Source organism: Enterobacter cloacae complex sp. 277I4 (assembly GCF_050031465.1).
Lineage (GTDB): Bacteria > Pseudomonadota > Gammaproteobacteria > Enterobacterales > Enterobacteriaceae > Enterobacter > Enterobacter cloacae.
The window spans coordinates 1,691,269-1,708,759 of record NZ_JBLGWC010000001.1; the positions used below are offsets into that span (position 1 = coordinate 1,691,269).

Here is a 17,491-nt window from a genome sequence, read left to right on the forward strand (position 1 = left end):
CTGTGTCCGGGCGGTGAAAAGGGCTTTTTTTGACAAAGTAGAGGGAGATTGATTTAGCGCAATTTTGGCGGCAGGAACCCTACCGCCAGAGAGGTATCAGGCGGAGAAAAAGGCCATCAGAACAGGCACCAGCAGGCTTAGAATAAAGCCGTGTACGATGGCGGCGGGCACCATTTCCAGCCCGCCAGAGCGTTGTAATACCGGCAGGGTAAAGTCCATCGACGTCGCCCCGCTCAGACCCAGCGCGGTAGAGCGGCTGCGGCGAACCAGACCCGGGATCAGCATGATGGCGATTAACTCCCGCGCCAGGTCGTTAAAGAAGGCGGCGCTGCCAATGACAGGGCCAAACGACTCGGTTAGCAGAATACCGGAGAGGGAATACCAGCCAAATCCGGAGGCCATGGCCAGGCCGGTTTTGAGCGGCAGGTCGAGAATCAAGGCGTTAATGACGCCTGCTACCATTGAACTGGCGACCACAATAACGGCAACAATCATTCCCCGACGATTCAGGACAATCTGTTTCAGGGTCATGCCATTATTGCGTAGCTGGATACCAATAAGGAACAGCAGGAAGATCAGGGTATATTCGCTGGCTTCGGTGGCGTGCTGCAAAAAAGGCCATCCGGTGAGCCCAAGGACAAAACCGAGCACCACGACGCCGCACAGTTTTAATGATTCCAGCGCCATCGCAATTCGGGAAGGCAGTTTTTCCTGATGGTGATGGTTTTTCCACGGAATAGTGCGCTCAAGCCAGAATAAGGCGGCGATATTGCAGAGCAAAATAACCACAACTGTGACCGCAGAATAATGCAGGATGGAAAGCAGATTGGTCGCCAGGTTATCCAGAAAGGCCAGGCTAATCCCCATAAAGAACAGAATGACGTAAACAATCCAGCTGAGAAAACGGTTGATAAGCCGTAATGCCGATGCCTGATGCAGCGGGATAAGATAGCCCACAATCAGGGGCAGCAGAATAATGAGGAGTCCTGAGAACATGAACAACCGGTCCTTGTGAGTAGTTGTTGAGCGCCAGAGACACTACCCAATAAAGGCTGTTCAGTAAAGCGGCAAAAGAAAGCCGGGTGGCGGCTGCGCCTTACCCGGCCTGTTACCTTCACCCTGGCCCTCTCCCACAGGGAGAGGGAGGGAAAGATTAATCGCGTTTTTCCAGCAGGGTGCGATACAGCACGCCGCCCAGAATACCGCCGACGATCGGCATTACCCAGAACAGCCACAGCTGCTCAAGTGCCCAACCGCCCTGGAAGATGGCGACGGCGGTGCTGCGCGCCGGGTTCACCGAGGTGTTGGTCACCGGAATGGAGATCAGGTGAATAAGCGTCAGTGCCAGACCAATAGCGATAGGCGCGAAGCCCGCAGGGGCGTATTTGTCGGTCGCGCCGTGGATCACCAGCAGGAAGCCGGCGGTCAGCACAATTTCAATCACAATGGCAGAGAGCATAGAGTAGCCGCCAGGCGAGTGCTCACCGAAGCCGTTGGAAGCAAAACCGCTGGCTGCGGCGTCAAAGCCGGCTTTACCGCTGGCAATCACGTACAGCACCGCGGCAGCAATAATACCGCCCACAACCTGAGCGACAATATAGCCAATGACCTCTTTGGCCGGGAAGCGACCACCAGCCCATAAGCCTAATGTTACGGCCGGGTTAAAATGACCACCGGAAATATGTCCCACTGCGAAGGCCATGGTTAATACCGTTAAACCAAATGCCAGCGCGACGCCGACAAAACCAATGCCGAGTTCCGGAAATGCTGCTGCCAGAACGGCACTACCGCAGCCACCAAACACCAGCCAGAATGTACCAAAGCATTCTGCTGCTAATTTTCTGAACATAACCACCTCAATTAACTACCGCACGCTTTCCCGCGCGCGGGATATATCGCCATAAAGGGATGACGACTCAAAGAGCCATTATTTTAGAAACCAACAACACCCCTTCGCCACTTAAATAAATTCGGATAATTTGATTTAAGGCAATGTGATGTCAATCCTTGTTCAAACTGGAGGTGAATAGATCATAGTCCAATTTGCGGGCGATAGTTTGTGGTGCTATTGAGACTATTTCAAATGAAACCTTGCACGTAAATTCTGAATTTTCGTGCTGAGACAAAATAATCAGGAGGCCTGACAGTGTTCTGCGCGGCATCCTCCCGCTATACTGCTGATAACTTAAAGGAAAAAGTGATCATTTCTCGGGGGATGTATGCTTCTCGAACGTGTGGAAATTGTCGGGTTTCGCGGTATAAACCGTCTGTCACTCCAGCTGGAGCAGAATAACGTCCTCATCGGCGAGAACGCCTGGGGTAAGTCCAGCCTGCTGGACGCGCTGACGCTGCTGCTTTCGCCCGAAGGCGATTTGTATCACTTCGTTCATGATGATTTCTGGTTTCCACCCGGCGATGTCAACGGCCGTGAGAAGCATCTCCATATCATTCTGACGTTCCGCGAATCCGAGCCGGGGCGTCACAGGGTGCGTCGCTTCCGCCCGATGTCACCGTGCTGGGTTCAGAGCGATGATGGCTTCCACCGTATTTTTTATCGTCTGGAAGGCGAGATGTCAGAGAATGAAGGGGTGCTGACCCTGCGTGAATTTCTCGACCAGAAAGGCAACCCCATACCGCTGGACAATATCGACGAGCTGGCCCGGCATCTGATTCGTTTGATGCCGGTGCTACGCTTGCGCGATGCGCGTTTTATGCGGCGTATCCGTAACGGTACCGTGCCGCATATGCCGGAAGTAGAAGTCACCGCCCGCGAGCTTGATTTCCTGGCACGCGAGCTGGTTTCGCGTCCGCAAAATCTCACCGATGGGCAAATCCGCCAGGGGCTCTCTGCCATGGTGCAACTGCTGGAGCACTATTTTTCCGAGCAGGGAACCTCGCAGTCGTACCATCGTCTGATGCGCCGTCGGTCCCATGATGAGCAACGAAGCTGGCGCTATCTCGATATCATTAACCGGATGATCGACCGGCCCGGCGGACGCACTCATCGGGTGATTTTGCTGGGGCTGTTTTCCACCCTTCTGCAGGCCAAGGGAACCGTCCGTCTGGATCGCGATGCGCGTCCGCTGCTGCTGGTGGAAGATCCGGAAACACGTCTGCACCCCATCATGCTCTCCGTTGCCTGGCACCTGCTGAATCTGCTGCCGCTTCAGCGCATTACTACCACCAATTCCGGCGAGTTGTTGTCGCTGACGCCGGTCGAGTATGTTTGCCGCCTGGTGCGTGAATCATCGCGCGTTTCTGCTTACCGGCTGGGGCCGGGAGGGATGAATGCCGAGGATGGTCGCCGTATTGCGTTTCATATCCGCTTTAATCGCGCCTCGTCGCTTTTTGCCCGCTGCTGGCTTCTGGTGGAGGGGGAAACCGAGACCTGGGTCATCAACGAGTTGGCGCGCCAGTGCGGCCACCATTTTGATGCGGAGGGGATTAAGGTCATCGAGTTTGCGCAGTCAGGATTAAAGCCGCTGATCAAATTCGCCCGGCGGATGGGCATAGAATGGCACGTACTGGTCGACGGCGATGAGGCGGGTAAAAAATACGCATCCACCGTGCGCAGCTTGTTGAACGATGAGCGAGAAGAAGAGCGGGATCATTTAACCATGCTGCCCGCCATGGACATGGAGCACTTTATGTACCGCCAGGGGTTCGATGACGTGTTCCACAGGATAGCGATGGTGCCGGTCGATGTGCCGATGAACATGCGGCGCGTGATCGCCAAAGCGATCCACCGCTCTTCAAAACCGGATTTAGCCATTGAAGTGGCAACAGAAGCAGGGCGGAGAGGGATCGAATCGGTGCCTACGCTGCTGCGTAAAATGTTCTCCCGCGTCCTGTGGCTGGCACGCGGGAAAGCCGATTAACGCCGGGTTGCCTGGGTGACCTGCTCCGTCAGGCTATCCAGTAGCTCATAGCGGCGGCGATATTCTGCGCGTTTTTTACTGGCAATCTCTTCCATGGACTTACGCGGCATGGCAAGCGGCAGTTCAAAGTTACCGTTATCCTGTTTGTGTCCGCCGAGGGAGATCCAGAAGCTGTCGTAATCCGCCAGCAATTTCCCCTCTTTTTTCTTGCGATACCGCCAGCTGCGATAGATGTGGGTGGCATTACTCACCGCCACAATCTGCTCCACCGGAAAGGCGCTGCCAAGCGTCATGACAGCTTCAACCAGCAGACGTTTCGGGAAAAGGCCATGGCACGCCTTGGTTGCCTTCTGGATCAGCTCATGCGGAACGTGGGCTTTCGCCCCCTGCAGGCCGCCGATAAAGAGCGTGCTTTTGCCTTCAAACGGGCACAGCGTAAACGTTATTTCCGCCAGCACGGTATCCTGATGGTCACTGAAAAAGAGGGTAGCTTCTCCCTCTTTATCCAGGAACGCATCGGCGCACAACCGAACGGTAAACTGCTGTTCATCCTTACCGGTTAAGGTCAGGAGCGTCACGCCCTGCTTAGAAAGATAGCCTTTGAGCAGCGCGGCTGGCAGGTGGTGACTCATGGTCTGGTAGTGCCAGTTCAGGGCTTCCAGCGCATGCGGGCGATCCATATTCACGGTCAGCCAAGGGCGATGCAGGCGACAGGGCAGGCCAGGCTGGACCTGCAGCATTTGCATCAAACGGGGCTGCTTTGCCAGGCTTGAGAGCAGACGTGCGGTGCTGAGCGGTGTGGCCAGCGTGCGAAGCGCAAACTTACGTCGATAGGCGGGATTTTGCCATGCCAGGCCCGGCGTAATGGTGCCAGTGACCAGGCTTTTAAACAGCTGCCAGCCGGATTTAGGCTGCGACAGAGTGGAATACGGTGTATCGACGATGGAAGACATGTGAGATCCTGCTTCTTATGGAATGGCGTTATTTCAGCAGGCCCTTTGTCAACGTTGTGTCAACAAATCCAGGCATTTCCTGAATTCAGGGGTTTCGTTGAGGAGTGGTTTAGATAGAATCGACGTTGATGTAAGCCAGAATAATTATTTGGAATATTTATGAACCTTAAGGGAAAACGCAGAAAGTGGTTTCTGCTGCTGGCGATAGTGGTGATAGCGGCCGGATACTGGTTATGGCAAGTGCTCAACGCGCCGGTTCCGCAGTATCAAACGCTGATCGTCCGTCCGGGTGAATTGCAGCAAAACGTACTGGCGACCGGCAAACTTGATGCGCTGCGCAAGGTTGACGTGGGCGCACAGGTTAGCGGGCAGTTAAAAACGCTGTCCGTTGAGATTGGCGATAAGGTGAAAAAGGGGCAACTGCTCGGCGTTATCGACCCGGAACAGGCTGAAAACCAGATCCGGGAAGTGGAAGCCACGCTGATGGAGCTGCGCGCGCAGCGTGCGCAGGCGCTGGCGGAACGTAATCTTGCCCAGGTGACCCTGACGCGTCAGCAGGCGCTGGCCAAAACGCAGGCGATCTCGAAACAGGATCTCGACACGGCCGCCACCGAACTGGCGGTGAAACAGGCGCAGATTGGCACCATTGACGCGCAAATCAAGCGCAACCAGGCCTCGCTGGATACGGCGAAAACCAACCTCGATTATACGAAGATTGTGGCGCCCATGGCCGGGGAAGTGACCCAGATCACCACGCTTCAGGGTCAGACGGTGATTGCCGCCCAACAGGCGCCGAACATTCTGACGCTGGCGGATATGAGCACTATGCTGGTGAAAGCGCAGGTTTCCGAGGCGGATGTTATCCATCTTAAGCCGGGGCAGAACGCCTGGTTCACCGTACTGGGCGATCCGCAGACGCGCTATGAAGGCGTGCTGAAGGACATTCTGCCTACGCCGGAAAAAGTGAACGACGCGATCTTCTACTATGCCCGTTTTGAAGTCCCCAACCCGCAGGGCGTGCTGCGTCTGGATATGACCGCGCAGGTCCATATTCAGCTGACCGGCGTAAAAAACGTGCTGACCGTTCCGCTCTCTGCGCTGGGGGAACCCGCCGGGGATAACCGCTATAAGGTGAAGGTGTTACGCAACGGCGAAACGCGCGAGCGTGAAGTGGTGATTGGCGCACGCAACGATACCGACGTGGTGGTGGTGAAAGGGCTGGAAGAGGGTGACGAGGTGGTCACCAGCGAAACCCTGCCCGGAGCGGCGAAATGACGGCGTTGCTTGAGCTGACTGATATTCGTCGCAGCTATCCGTCGGGCGATGGTCCGGTGGAGGTGCTGAAGGGCATCTCCCTGCGCGTGGAAGCGGGCGAGATGGTGGCGATTGTTGGCGCGTCGGGTTCCGGTAAATCGACGCTGATGAACATTCTTGGCTGTCTGGATAAACCGACCAGCGGTACCTACCGCGTGGCCGGAACGGACGTTTCCACTCTGGACGGCGACGCGCTGGCAAAGCTGCGTCGGGAACACTTCGGCTTTATCTTTCAGCGTTACCATCTGCTCTCTCACCTGAGTGCGGCGCAGAACGTGGAGGTCCCGGCGGTCTATGCAGGCGTGGAGCGCAAGAAACGCCTTGCGCGCGCGCAGGCGCTGTTAACGCGTCTTGGTCTGGCGGAGCGGGTAGAGTATCAGCCCTCGCAGCTTTCTGGCGGTCAGCAGCAGCGCGTGAGTATTGCCCGTGCGCTGATGAACGGCGGGCAGGTGATCCTGGCCGATGAACCCACCGGAGCGCTCGACAGCCATTCCGGTGAAGAGGTGATGGCGATCCTCCATCAGCTTCGCGATCAGGGGCACACGGTCATTATCGTGACTCACGATCCGCAGGTGGCGGCGCAGGCTGAGCGCATTATCGAGATCCACGACGGCGAGCTGGTGAGCAACCCGCCACCGCGTGCGTCCAGAGCGGCCGCGCCAAAAGAAGCCTTGCCTGCTGCAACCGGCTGGGGACAGTTTTCCAGCGGTTTTCGCGAGGCGCTGACCATGGCCTGGCTGGCGATGGCGGCCAATAAAATGCGCACCCTGCTGACCATGCTTGGGATCATCATCGGTATTGCATCGGTGGTGTCGATTGTGGTGGTGGGCGATGCAGCCAAACAGCTGGTGCTGGCGGATATCCGCGCTATCGGGACCAACACCATTGACGTCTATCCCGGGAAAGACTTTGGTGATGACGAACCGCAGTATCAGCAGGCGTTGAAATACGACGACCTGGCGGCCATTCAGAAACAGCCGTGGGTCAATTCGGCGACGCCTGCCGTGTCGCAAAACCTTCGCCTGCGCGTGGGTAACGTGGACGTTGCCGCCAGCGCGAACGGCGTCAGCGGAGATTATTTTAACGTCTACGGCATGACCTTCAGCGAAGGGGCGACCTTCAACGCCGAACAGCTGGCGGGCAGGGCGCAGGTGGTGGTACTGGACGCGAACTCGCGCAGACAGCTCTTCCCCAATAAAACCAACGTCGTGGGCGAAGTGATCCTCGTAGGGAACATGCCAGCCACCGTGATTGGCGTGGCGGAAGAGAAGCAGTCCATGTTTGGCAGCAGCAAGATCCTGCGGGTCTGGCTACCGTACAGCACCATTTCCGGGCGGATTATGGGGCAGTCATGGCTGAACTCCATCACTGTTCGCGTGAAGGAGGGCTATGACAGCGCGCTGGCCGAACAGCAGCTTGAGCGGCTGTTAACCCTGCGTCACGGGAAGAAGGATTTCTTCACCTGGAATATGGACGGCCTCTTGAAAACGGCGGAAAAGACCACACGTACTCTTCAGCTGTTCCTCACGCTGGTGGCGGTGATTTCGCTGGTCGTTGGCGGTATCGGGGTGATGAATATCATGCTGGTCTCGGTGACGGAACGTACCCGGGAAATTGGTATTCGCATGGCGGTTGGGGCCAGAGCCAGCGACGTGCTGCAGCAATTTTTGATTGAAGCGGTGCTGGTGTGTCTGGTGGGCGGCGCCATGGGGATTGCGCTGTCGATGATGATCGCCTTTGCCCTGCAGATTTTCTTACCCGGCTGGGAGATTGGGTTTTCACCGGTGGCCATTCTTACCGCATTTTTATGCTCGACCTTTACCGGCATCTTGTTTGGCTGGCTGCCGGCCCGCAACGCGGCGCGGCTGGATCCGGTGGATGCGCTGGCTCGGGAATAACCCGAAAATAAAAATGCCAGCCGATCGGGCTGGCATTTTGACTGCGGGATGTACACAATAAAACAGAGAGCTAAGCAACCGTTTCTGCTTCAATCGGTACGATAAGGCTTGCGTGATTGCCTTTTGGTCCCTGATGTACATCGAACCGGACGGACTGCCCGGCTTTGAGCGTTCTGTAACCATCCATCTGAATGGTGGAATAGTGAGCGAATATATCCTCGCCGCCGCCTTCGGGGCAGATGAAGCCAAACCCTTTGGCGTTGTTGAACCACTTAACAGTACCCATTTCCATGCTTCGACATCCTTCGTAAATCTTATAAGTTAAGATGGAATGAACCGGTGGTGGAGTGGGGGCTGTTCAAAACCTCGCCATCTCACGCTTGTACAATTTAGAGAATCGAAAGACATCGTCAAGCGTTTGGCGCTGGAGATGGGACAATAATCAACCAAAGTTTGAAGCAGTTAACGCTATTGCAACAGTTTGTGACAGACATCGCGGATGACAGTAATAGATGATTGTTATCTAACATCTGAGGTAGATTCAAAGTGGTTATGCAAAATGGGTAAGACCAACGACTGGCTGGATTTTGACCAGCTGGCGGAAGACAAAGTGCGTGACGCGCTAAAACCGCCATCTATGTATAAAGTTATGTTAATGAACGATGATTACACGCCGATGGAATTTGTTATTGACGTGCTACAAAAGTTCTTTTCTTATGATGTAGAACGTGCAACGCAACTGATGCTTACCGTTCATTATCGTGGCAAAGCTATCTGCGGCATCTTTACCGCCGAGGTGGCGGAAACCAAAGTGGCGATGGTGAACGACTATGCGAGGGAGAACGAGCATCCGTTGCTGTGTACGCTGGAAAAGGCCTGATAAGGCATAAAATTGGGGGAGGTGCCTATGCTCAATCAAGAACTGGAACTCAGTTTAAATATGGCTTTCGCCAGAGCGCGTGAGCACCGACATGAGTTTATGACCGTCGAGCATTTACTGCTCGCACTGCTTAGCAACCCATCTGCCCGCGAAGCGCTGGAAGCCTGCTCCGTGGATCTGGTGGCGCTACGTCAGGAACTCGAAGCCTTCATCGAACAAACGACACCGGTGCTGCCAGCCAGTGAAGAAGAGCGCGACACACAGCCGACGCTCAGCTTCCAGCGTGTGCTGCAGCGCGCGGTATTCCACGTCCAGTCTTCCGGACGTAGCGAAGTGACGGGCGCAAACGTCCTAGTCGCCATCTTCAGCGAGCAGGAGTCGCAGGCGGCCTACCTGCTGCGCAAACACGAAGTCAGCCGACTCGATGTGGTTAACTTTATTTCCCACGGCACGCGCAAAGACGAGCCTAACCAGGCATCGGATCCCAGCAATCAGGTCAATAACAATGAAGAGCAAGCAGGCGGGGAGGATCGTATGGAAAACTTCACCACCAACCTTAATCAGCTTGCTCGCGTTGGCGGTATCGACCCGCTGATTGGTCGCGATAAAGAGCTGGAGCGCGCGATTCAGGTGCTGTGCCGTCGCCGCAAAAATAACCCGCTGCTGGTGGGGGAATCGGGCGTGGGTAAAACCGCGATTGCCGAAGGTCTCGCCTGGCGCATTGTGCAGGGCGACGTACCGGAAGTAATTGCCGATTGCACCATCTACTCGCTGGATATCGGCTCTTTGCTGGCGGGCACCAAATACCGTGGTGATTTTGAAAAACGCTTCAAGGCGCTGTTAAAACAGCTGGAGCAGGATACCAACAGCATCCTGTTTATCGATGAAATTCATACCATCATCGGTGCGGGTGCCGCTTCGGGTGGGCAGGTGGACGCCGCTAACCTGATCAAACCGCTGCTCTCCAGCGGCAAGATCCGGGTGATTGGCTCGACCACTTACCAGGAGTTCAGCAACATCTTTGAGAAGGATCGTGCCCTGGCGCGTCGCTTCCAGAAAATCGATGTCACTGAACCGTCCGTCGAGGAAACGGTGCAGATCATCAACGGCCTGAAACCGAAGTATGAAGCGCACCATGACGTGCGTTACACCGCGAAAGCGGTGCGTGCGGCGGTGGAGCTGGCGGTGAAATACATCAACGATCGTCATCTGCCGGATAAGGCGATTGACGTGATTGACGAGGCAGGGGCGCGTGCGCGTCTTATGCCAGCCAGCAAGCGTAAGAAAACCGTCAACGTGGCGGATATTGAGTCCGTAGTGGCTCGTATCGCGCGCATCCCTGAGAAGAGCGTTTCTCAGAGCGATCGCGACACGCTGCGTACCCTTGGCAATCGTCTGAAGATGCTGGTCTTTGGTCAGGATAAAGCCATTGAGGCCTTAACCGAAGCGATCAAGATGGCCCGTGCCGGACTGGGGCATGAGCATAAGCCTGTCGGTTCGTTCCTGTTCGCCGGTCCAACCGGTGTCGGGAAAACCGAAGTAACGGTGCAGCTCTCCAAAGCGCTGGGCATTGAACTGCTGCGCTTTGATATGTCCGAGTATATGGAGCGTCACACCGTCAGCCGTCTGATTGGTGCGCCTCCGGGATACGTGGGCTTTGACCAGGGCGGTCTGCTCACCGACGCGGTGATCAAGCATCCACATGCGGTACTGCTGCTCGATGAAATCGAGAAAGCGCACCCGGACGTGTTCAACATCCTGCTGCAGGTGATGGACAACGGGACGCTGACCGACAACAACGGGCGCAAGGCGGACTTCCGTAACGTGGTGCTGGTGATGACCACCAACGCCGGGGTACGTGAAACCGAGCGTAAATCCATCGGCCTGATCCACCAGGATAACAGCACCGATGCGATGGAAGAGATCAAGAAGATCTTTACGCCGGAGTTCCGCAACCGTCTGGACAACATTATCTGGTTCGATCACCTGTCTACCGAGGTGATCCATCAGGTGGTAGACAAGTTCATCGTCGAACTGCAGGTTCAGCTTGATCAGAAAGGCGTGTCGCTGGAAGTGAGCCAGGAGGCCCGCAACTGGCTGGCTGAGAAAGGCTACGACCGTGCGATGGGTGCCCGTCCGATGGCGCGTGTGATTCAGGACAACCTGAAGAAACCGCTGGCGAACGAACTGCTGTTTGGCTCGCTGGTGGACGGCGGCCAGGTGACGGTGGCACTGGATCAGGCGAAGAACGAACTGACGTACGATTTCCAGAGTGCGGCGAAGCACAAGCCGGAAGCGGCTCACTGAGTGTAATATGTGTGTTAAAAACCGGGCATCAGCCCGGTTTTTTTATGCCTGCTTTTCTCCCTCTCCCCGTGGGAGAGGGGCGGGGTGAGGGCAACAGCCTGCAGAGGAATTTTGCGAGGCGCTTTCCAGTTTCGTTCGATGTTGGTTCTGGATAAATCCACAGCCATAAATTGGCGCCTCTGTACAACCGTGGAAGACAATACACCAACACTGAAGCCATGAATAAAAAAAGGCCGGGATTATCCCGGCCTTTTTTAATATTCATCTGCCATTACAGGCGAAAACAATTAGCGACTACGGAAGACAATGCGGCCTTTGCTCAGGTCGTACGGGGTCAGTTCAACAGTCACTTTGTCGCCCGTCAAAATGCGGATATAGTTTTTGCGCATTTTACCGGAGATGTGCGCAGTTACCACGTGACCGTTTTCCAGCTCTACGCGAAACATGGTGTTAGGCAACGTATCAAGTACGGTACCCTGCATTTCAATATTGTCTTCTTTGGCCATCTAATCCTCTGGGGTATCACTACCAAGTTTTGAACCGGCAAGATAATGCCGAAATTCATCAATTAAGTAAAGAATTGCGCGTTTAAAACGCAGCAAAACAGTTTCGGCGCATTGCCCAAGCGTCACGGTACAACCGAACGGAAAGCGCATTCGTAAAGGGGATACAACAGGATAAACGTCAGGACGTTATCTGAAGCGAAGGTCCCAAACGGCGGCGGGGCAACAGGCAGAAGCTACTCTGCGGCATAATTATAACACCCTCATAAAAAATATGCGGAAAACATTTAGACATTGGGCATAAAGAGTGTCCGCGGTACCCAAAAATCGCGCGGCAGCTTCTCCTGACGGCAGTTATCCAGGTGCTCAATGTAGTGGCGGCGGGAGATTTCAACCGCACCGAGGGAGGCGGTATGCTCGTTCAGAACCTGACAATCCAGCAACTGCCCGCCGCGCTGAGCAAACTCCTGGCAGAAAACCAGCAGGGCCGTTTTCGAGGCGTTTACCGCCCGGGAGAACATCGACTCACCGCAGAACAACGTCCCCTGCGCGACGCCGTACATACCGCCAACAAGTTCGCCACCTTCCCACACCTCAATGGAGTGGGCGTAGCCAAGCTCGTGCAGTTGATGATAGGCAGTGATGATATCGCGGGTGATCCATGTCCCCTCATGACGGTCTTCCGCACACCCTTCTATCACCTGACCGAAGGCGTGATTCAATGTGACCCGGTACGGTGATTTTGCGTGGAAACGCTTCATGCTGCGGCTCAGGTGAAACTGCGTGGGCCAGAGCACGGCGCGCGGATCGGGAGACCACCATAAAATAGGGTCACCAGGTGAAAACCACGGGAATATGCCGCGCTGGTAGGCCATCAGGAGCCGGGCAGGGCTGAGATCGCCGCCAAGTGCCAGCAGCCCATTGGGTTCACGCAGCGCTCCCTCTGGCGACGGGAACGCAATGTTATGACGAGAAAGCTGGACCAGGCGCATGACAGCAAAACTCCAGTACGCGAGTGAGGACGCTACAAATATAGTCTACAGACGCTGTTTAAACTGGTAGTAGCGACCCTGTTTCGTCAACAGCTCTGCGTGACTACCTTGCTCAATAATGTGTCCGTTGTCCATCACAATTATCCGATCAAAACTTGCCAGTCCACGCAGGCGGTGTGTCACCATCAGGACGGTTTTACCGGCCATAACATTCGCAAGTAAATCAAGGATCTGGCTTTCAGTTGTCGCATCAAGCCCTTCTGTGGGCTCGTCGAGCAACATCAGCGGCGCATCATGCAGCAGCGCGCGCGCAATCGCCAGACGACGCAGCTCACCGCCAGAGAGTTGACGACCGCCTTCACCCAGCCAGCTGTTCAGGCCATCGTCTTCAAGCAGCTTATGCAGCCCGACCTGCTCCAGCATGGCGCGGAGTACGTCATCAGTGGCCTCCGGTGCAGCCAGCTGCAGGTTATCGCGCAGCGTGGCGCTGAAGAGATGAACGCGCTGCGGAACCACGCTGACGGTTTTGCGCAGCGCCTGTTCGCTGAAGTCTGCCAGCGGAGTTCCGTTAAACTGAATCTGACCTTGCTGTGGATCCCAGGCTCGCGTTAACAGTTGCAAAAGCGTGGATTTGCCGCAGCCGGTACGGCCGAGGATCGCAATCCGCTGACCCGCATCCACAGCGAGGCTAATGCCTTCCAGCGCATTCTGTGCCTGCTTATCATAGGCGAAGGTGACGTTATTGAGTGTCAGGGCAACCTGCTCAGGCGTGGCCGTTTGCTCTGCGGTGAACTTCACCTCCGGATCCTGCTCCGCAATCTCCGTGATGCGCAGGGCGGAGGCGATGACCTGGCCGAGATGCTGGAAGGCACCCGTCACCGGCGCCAGCGCTTCAAAGGCCGCCAGGGCACAGAATACGAACAAGGCAATCAGAGGGCCCGGCTGTGCGTTATTGCCAACGCCACCGGACGCCATCCAGAGCATGGCGATGACCGCGACACCCCCGATTAACATCATAAGCGCCTGAGAGAACGCGGTAAGCTCAGACTGACGGCGCTGGGCTTCATGCCAGTTCAGTTCTGTGTTCTCCATTCGCGCACGGTAGCGCTCGCTGGCGCCAAATATCGTCAGTTCGGCCTGCCCCTGTAACCAGGAGGTGAGCTGCTGGCGGTACTCCCCGCGCAGACGCGTCAGGTTCTCTCCGGTGGATTTACCCGCGCGGTAAAATAGCGGCGGCAGGATAATGAGCGTCAAAAGCATGATCCCGCCCAGCGTCAGCGCAACAGGGACATCCAGCACCGACAGACCCAGCGTGACTACCACAATCACCACAAACGCGCAGACAATCGGTGAAATCACGCGCAGGTAGAGGTGATCCAGGGTGTCGACATCCGCAACCACACGGTTGAGCAATTCCCCCTGACGAAAACGCGCCAGTCCGGCAGGGGAGAGGGGCAGCAGTTTACTGAAGGTGTAAATGCGCAGATGTTGCAGCACGCGGAATGTCGCGTCATGGCTGACCAGTCGCTCGAAGTACCGTCCTGCCGTACGGGTAATGGCAGTGCCGCGGACGCCCGCCGCCGGAAGCATGTAGTTGAAGCTGTAGAGCCCGGCAACCCCCGCCACGGCAGAGGCAGACAAGAACCAGCCGGAAAGTGTGAGCAGGCCGATGCTGGCAAGCAGGGTCACAATGGCCAACACGATGCCCAGCGTCAGCATCCATTTGTGGCGTTTATAGAGCGCGAGATAGGGAAGCAGGGCACGCATCAGATGTCCTCCTGACGATTCGCCAGCAGGGCAGCGAAGGGGCCCTGCGCGGTAACGAGAGAGGCGTAATCGCCTTGCTCAACAATACGACCGTTTTCCATGACCCAGATCTGGTCCCAGTCGGCAATGCCTTCCAGCTGATGAGTGACCATCAGGGTGGTTTGCTGCCGCGAGGCGGCGTTCAGGGCCGCCATCACGCGCTGTTCACTGTGCGCATCCAGGCTGGCCGCCGGCTCGTCCAGCAGCATTAACTGGCATGGATTAAGCAACGCGCGGGCGACCGCCACGCGTTGCGCCTGGCCCACGGATAACCCGGCAGACTGATCGCCGACAACGGTATCGACGCCATGCGGAAGCAGCGGCAGAAACTCGCTGACCCAGGCGCGGTCGAGAACAGATTGCAACTCGTCTTCACGTGCATCCGGGCGAGCCAGCAGGACGTTTTCCCGCAGCGTCGGGGCTGGCAGCTGCGGGTTTTGCCCCACCCAACTGAGCTGTTTTCGCCAGGCGTTCGGATCGAGATCGCGCAGTTCGGTTTTGTTGATGCGCAGTGAGCCGGTATAAGCCATAAAACCGGATAACGCATTAATCAGCGAGCTTTTCCCTGAACCACTGGTCCCTACCAGCACCACCCGTTGCCCGGCGGGTAAGGTAAAGTTCAGTGGGCCAGCCAGCACTTTCCCTTCCGGTGACAGGATAGAGAAATCACGTGCTTCAATGGTCACGGGTTCATTGGCGTTCAGCGTTACCTCTCCCCGCTCCGGATGCGCCAGCGGCGTCTCCAGGAACGTTTTCAGGCTGTCAGCCGCGCCAACGGCCTGCGCTTTGGCATGGTAGAAGGTGCCAAGATCGCGAAGCGGCTGGAAAAATTCCGGAGCCAGAATAAGCGCCAGGAAACCGGCCGACAGCGTTACCGCCGTGCCGTAATGACCAAAATCCAGCGCGCCGAGATACGAGAAACCAAAATAGACCGCCACGAGGGCGATAGAGAGCGAGGTAAAGAATTCCAGTACGCCAGACGACAGAAACGCCAGACGTAACACTTCCATCGTGCGCTGACGGAAATCCTGCGACGCCAGGCGAATGTTTTCCGTTTCGGCTTCACCCCGGCCAAAAATGCGTAACGTCTCCATGCCGCGCAGACGGTCAAGGAAATGGCCGCTCAGTCGACCCAACGCAAGGAAGTTACGGCGGTTCGCATCGGCCGCTCCCATCCCCACCATCGCCATAAACAGGGGGATCAGCGGGGCGGTACCCAGCAGGATCAGCGCAGCTACCCAGTTGACAGGGAAAATGGTTATCACAATCAGCAGCGGGACGCAGACGGCCAGCGCCATCTGCGGAAGGTAGCGGGCGTAGTAGTCGTGCATATCGTCAATCTGTTCAAGGATTAACGTTGCCCAGCTTCCGGCTGGTTTTCCCTGGATCCATGCGGGCCCGGCTTCCTGAAGACGATCAAGCACCTGTCGGCGAATTTCGTAGCGAATATGCTGCCCCGCGTGAAAACCAACGCGTTCGCGCAGCCAGACAACCCAGGCGCGCAGAATGAAAACCAGGATCAGGACGATGAAGGGCAGCAGAAGCGCTTCACGCGGAATGTTCTCCATGATCATATGATTGAGAATGCGGGCCAGCAGCCATGCCTGGGCAACAATCAACAGACCACTGATCAGTCCCAGAAGACGGGAAATCATGAGCCAGCGGCGGGAAAGAACGCTCTGCTGTTTTAGCCAGCGTGTTAACTCTTGTTGACGGGTTTTTTCCATTGCGTGCTTTGCAGGTGATGTTATTAGAAAGTGGGCAGCGCAATGTTACAACGAGGAGACAATAAAGGCGACTTATCGCCGCCTTTATTTACGTTTGTTACTGACTTGTAAAGATTATTTACCTTGTTCAGCCAGCCCATCAAGGTAGCGTTCAGCGTCCAGCGCGGCCATGCAACCGGTGCCTGCGGAGGTGATCGCCTGACGGTAAATGTGGTCCATGACGTCACCAGCAGCGAACACACCCGGGATACTGGTCTGGGTCGCGTTGCCGTGAATACCGGACTGCACTTTGATGTAGCCGTTTTCCAGCTCCAGTTGCCCCTCGAAGATCGCCGTGTTCGGGCTGTGACCGATAGCCACAAACAGGCCCGCCACTTCCAGCGTTTCGACGTTATCGGTGTTCTGGGTATCACGAATACGCAGACCGGCAACGCCCATCTGATCGCCCGTCACTTCTTCCAGCGTACGGTTGGTGTGCAGCACAATGTTGCCGCTCGCCACTTTATCCATCAGACGTTTGATCAGGATCTTCTCGGCGCGGAAGGTGTCGCGACGGTGGATAAGGTGCACTTCAGAAGCGATGTTCGCCAGATAGAGCGCCTCTTCTACGGCAGTGTTACCGCCACCGATGACCGCGACTTTCTGGTTGCGATAGAAGAAACCATCGCAGGTTGCGCAGGCAGAAACACCGCGACCTTTGAACGCCTCTTCTGACGGCAGGCCGAGGTAGCGGGCAGAAGCGCCCGTTGCGATGATCAGCGCATCGCAGGTGTACTCGCCGCTGTCGCCCGTCAGGCGGAACGGACGGTTCTGCAAATCGACCTTGTTAATATGGTCGAACAGAATTTCGGTTTCGAATTTAGCCGCATGCTCGTGCATACGCTCCATCAGCAGCGGCCCGGTCAGGTCGTTAGGGTCGCCTGGCCAGTTTTCCACTTCAGTGGTGGTGGTCAGCTGACCGCCTTTTTCCATACCGGTAATCAAAACCGGTTGCAGGTTAGCGCGTGCAGCATAGACCGCCGCGGTATATCCCGCAGGTCCAGAACCAAGAATTAGCAGCTTACTGTGTTTGGCCGTGCCCATGAGATCCCCATTGTTGTTGGCAGACAGTTGGCTGGATTGTAGGGAATTTGTTGCCGTAAAAAAAGAGCACAGCAATGTTGATCTCAATCTGTACGATAGGCAATGACGATAAATTGAGCGCTATAACATCAGGCTTACTTCTTAAATTCG

General features: G+C 56.1%; 14 protein-coding genes. 5 read left to right on the top strand and 9 right to left on the bottom strand.

Annotated features, from left to right (window positions below; translation table 11 throughout):
* Positions 1-96 precede the first annotated feature (96 nt).
* Positions 97-996 carry a lysine exporter LysO family protein gene (locus ACQG19_RS08115; protein WP_013097331.1) on the bottom strand — a complete coding sequence of 300 codons (900 nt, stop codon included), beginning with the start codon at positions 994-996 and terminating at the stop codon, positions 97-99.
* 157 nt (positions 997-1,153) lie between these two features.
* Positions 1,154-1,849, bottom strand: coding sequence for an aquaporin Z (aqpZ, locus tag ACQG19_RS08120; RefSeq protein ID WP_013097330.1), 696 nt, complete (start codon positions 1,847-1,849; stop codon positions 1,154-1,156).
* Between the two features lie 370 nt (positions 1,850-2,219).
* Here aqpZ and ACQG19_RS08125 point away from each other — a divergent pair, with 370 nt between their 5' ends.
* Complete coding sequence (locus ACQG19_RS08125; protein WP_222168587.1) at positions 2,220-3,878, top strand: ATP-dependent endonuclease; 1,659 nt, start codon at positions 2,220-2,222, stop codon at positions 3,876-3,878.
* Here the strand turns inward: ACQG19_RS08125 and ACQG19_RS08130 are convergent.
* Complete coding sequence (locus ACQG19_RS08130; protein ID WP_038419018.1) at positions 3,875-4,831, bottom strand: VirK/YbjX family protein; 957 nt, start codon at positions 4,829-4,831, stop codon at positions 3,875-3,877. The two genes, ACQG19_RS08125 and ACQG19_RS08130, sit on opposite strands and share 4 nt — an antisense overlap.
* 159 nt (positions 4,832-4,990) lie before the next feature.
* On the opposite strand from ACQG19_RS08130, the gene macA reads away from it, so the two are divergent.
* Together macA and macB are read left to right on the top strand one after the other, a co-directional pair.
* Positions 4,991-6,106: a macrolide transporter subunit MacA gene (gene macA, locus ACQG19_RS08135; protein ID WP_246931501.1), complete on the top strand. Its 1,116-nt coding sequence runs from the start codon at positions 4,991-4,993 to the stop codon at positions 6,104-6,106.
* Entirely contained in the window at positions 6,103-8,043 is a 1,941-nt protein-coding gene (macB, locus tag ACQG19_RS08140) for a macrolide ABC transporter ATP-binding protein/permease MacB (protein ID WP_029883000.1), read from the top strand. The genes macA and macB overlap by 4 nt, the downstream gene beginning before the upstream one ends.
* Positions 8,044-8,113: 70 nt before the next feature.
* Here the strand turns inward: macB and cspD are convergent, their stop codons facing one another.
* Positions 8,114-8,335 carry a cold shock-like protein CspD gene (gene cspD / locus ACQG19_RS08145; protein WP_008499993.1) on the bottom strand — a complete coding sequence of 74 codons (222 nt, stop codon included), beginning with the start codon at positions 8,333-8,335 and terminating at the stop codon, positions 8,114-8,116.
* A 267-nt stretch (positions 8,336-8,602) separates the two neighbouring features.
* Between cspD and clpS the strand changes: the two genes are divergently transcribed.
* A complete protein-coding gene (clpS, locus tag ACQG19_RS08150) occupies positions 8,603-8,923 on the top strand; it encodes an ATP-dependent Clp protease adapter ClpS (protein ID WP_006174393.1) in 321 nt (106 codons plus the stop codon).
* Positions 8,924-8,950: 27 nt separating this feature from the next.
* Positions 8,951-11,230 carry an ATP-dependent Clp protease ATP-binding subunit ClpA gene (clpA, locus tag ACQG19_RS08155; RefSeq protein WP_023622164.1) on the top strand — a complete coding sequence of 760 codons (2,280 nt, stop codon included), beginning with the start codon at positions 8,951-8,953 and terminating at the stop codon, positions 11,228-11,230.
* A 287-nt stretch (positions 11,231-11,517) separates the two neighbouring features.
* Here the strand turns inward: clpA and infA are convergent, their stop codons facing one another.
* The 5 genes from infA to trxB form a co-directional block, all read right to left on the bottom strand.
* Entirely contained in the window at positions 11,518-11,736 is a 219-nt protein-coding gene (gene infA, locus ACQG19_RS08160; RefSeq protein ID WP_002211347.1) for a translation initiation factor IF-1, read from the bottom strand.
* A 284-nt stretch (positions 11,737-12,020) separates the two neighbouring features.
* The gene (gene aat, locus ACQG19_RS08165; RefSeq protein ID WP_013097324.1) at positions 12,021-12,725 is read right to left on the bottom strand and encodes a leucyl/phenylalanyl-tRNA--protein transferase; all 705 of its coding nucleotides are present in this window, start codon (positions 12,723-12,725) and stop codon (positions 12,021-12,023) included.
* A gap of 45 nt (positions 12,726-12,770) precedes the next feature.
* Positions 12,771-14,492: a heme ABC transporter ATP-binding protein/permease CydC gene (gene cydC, locus ACQG19_RS08170; RefSeq protein WP_246931500.1), complete on the bottom strand. Its 1,722-nt coding sequence runs from the start codon at positions 14,490-14,492 to the stop codon at positions 12,771-12,773.
* Complete coding sequence (gene cydD / locus ACQG19_RS08175; protein ID WP_013097322.1) at positions 14,492-16,258, bottom strand: heme ABC transporter permease/ATP-binding protein CydD; 1,767 nt, start codon at positions 16,256-16,258, stop codon at positions 14,492-14,494. Before cydD ends, cydC begins: the two co-directional genes overlap by 1 nt.
* A gap of 114 nt (positions 16,259-16,372) precedes the next feature.
* A complete protein-coding gene (trxB, locus tag ACQG19_RS08180) occupies positions 16,373-17,341 on the bottom strand; it encodes a thioredoxin-disulfide reductase (protein WP_013097321.1) in 969 nt (322 codons plus the stop codon).
* Between the last annotated feature and the right edge of the window lie 150 nt (positions 17,342-17,491).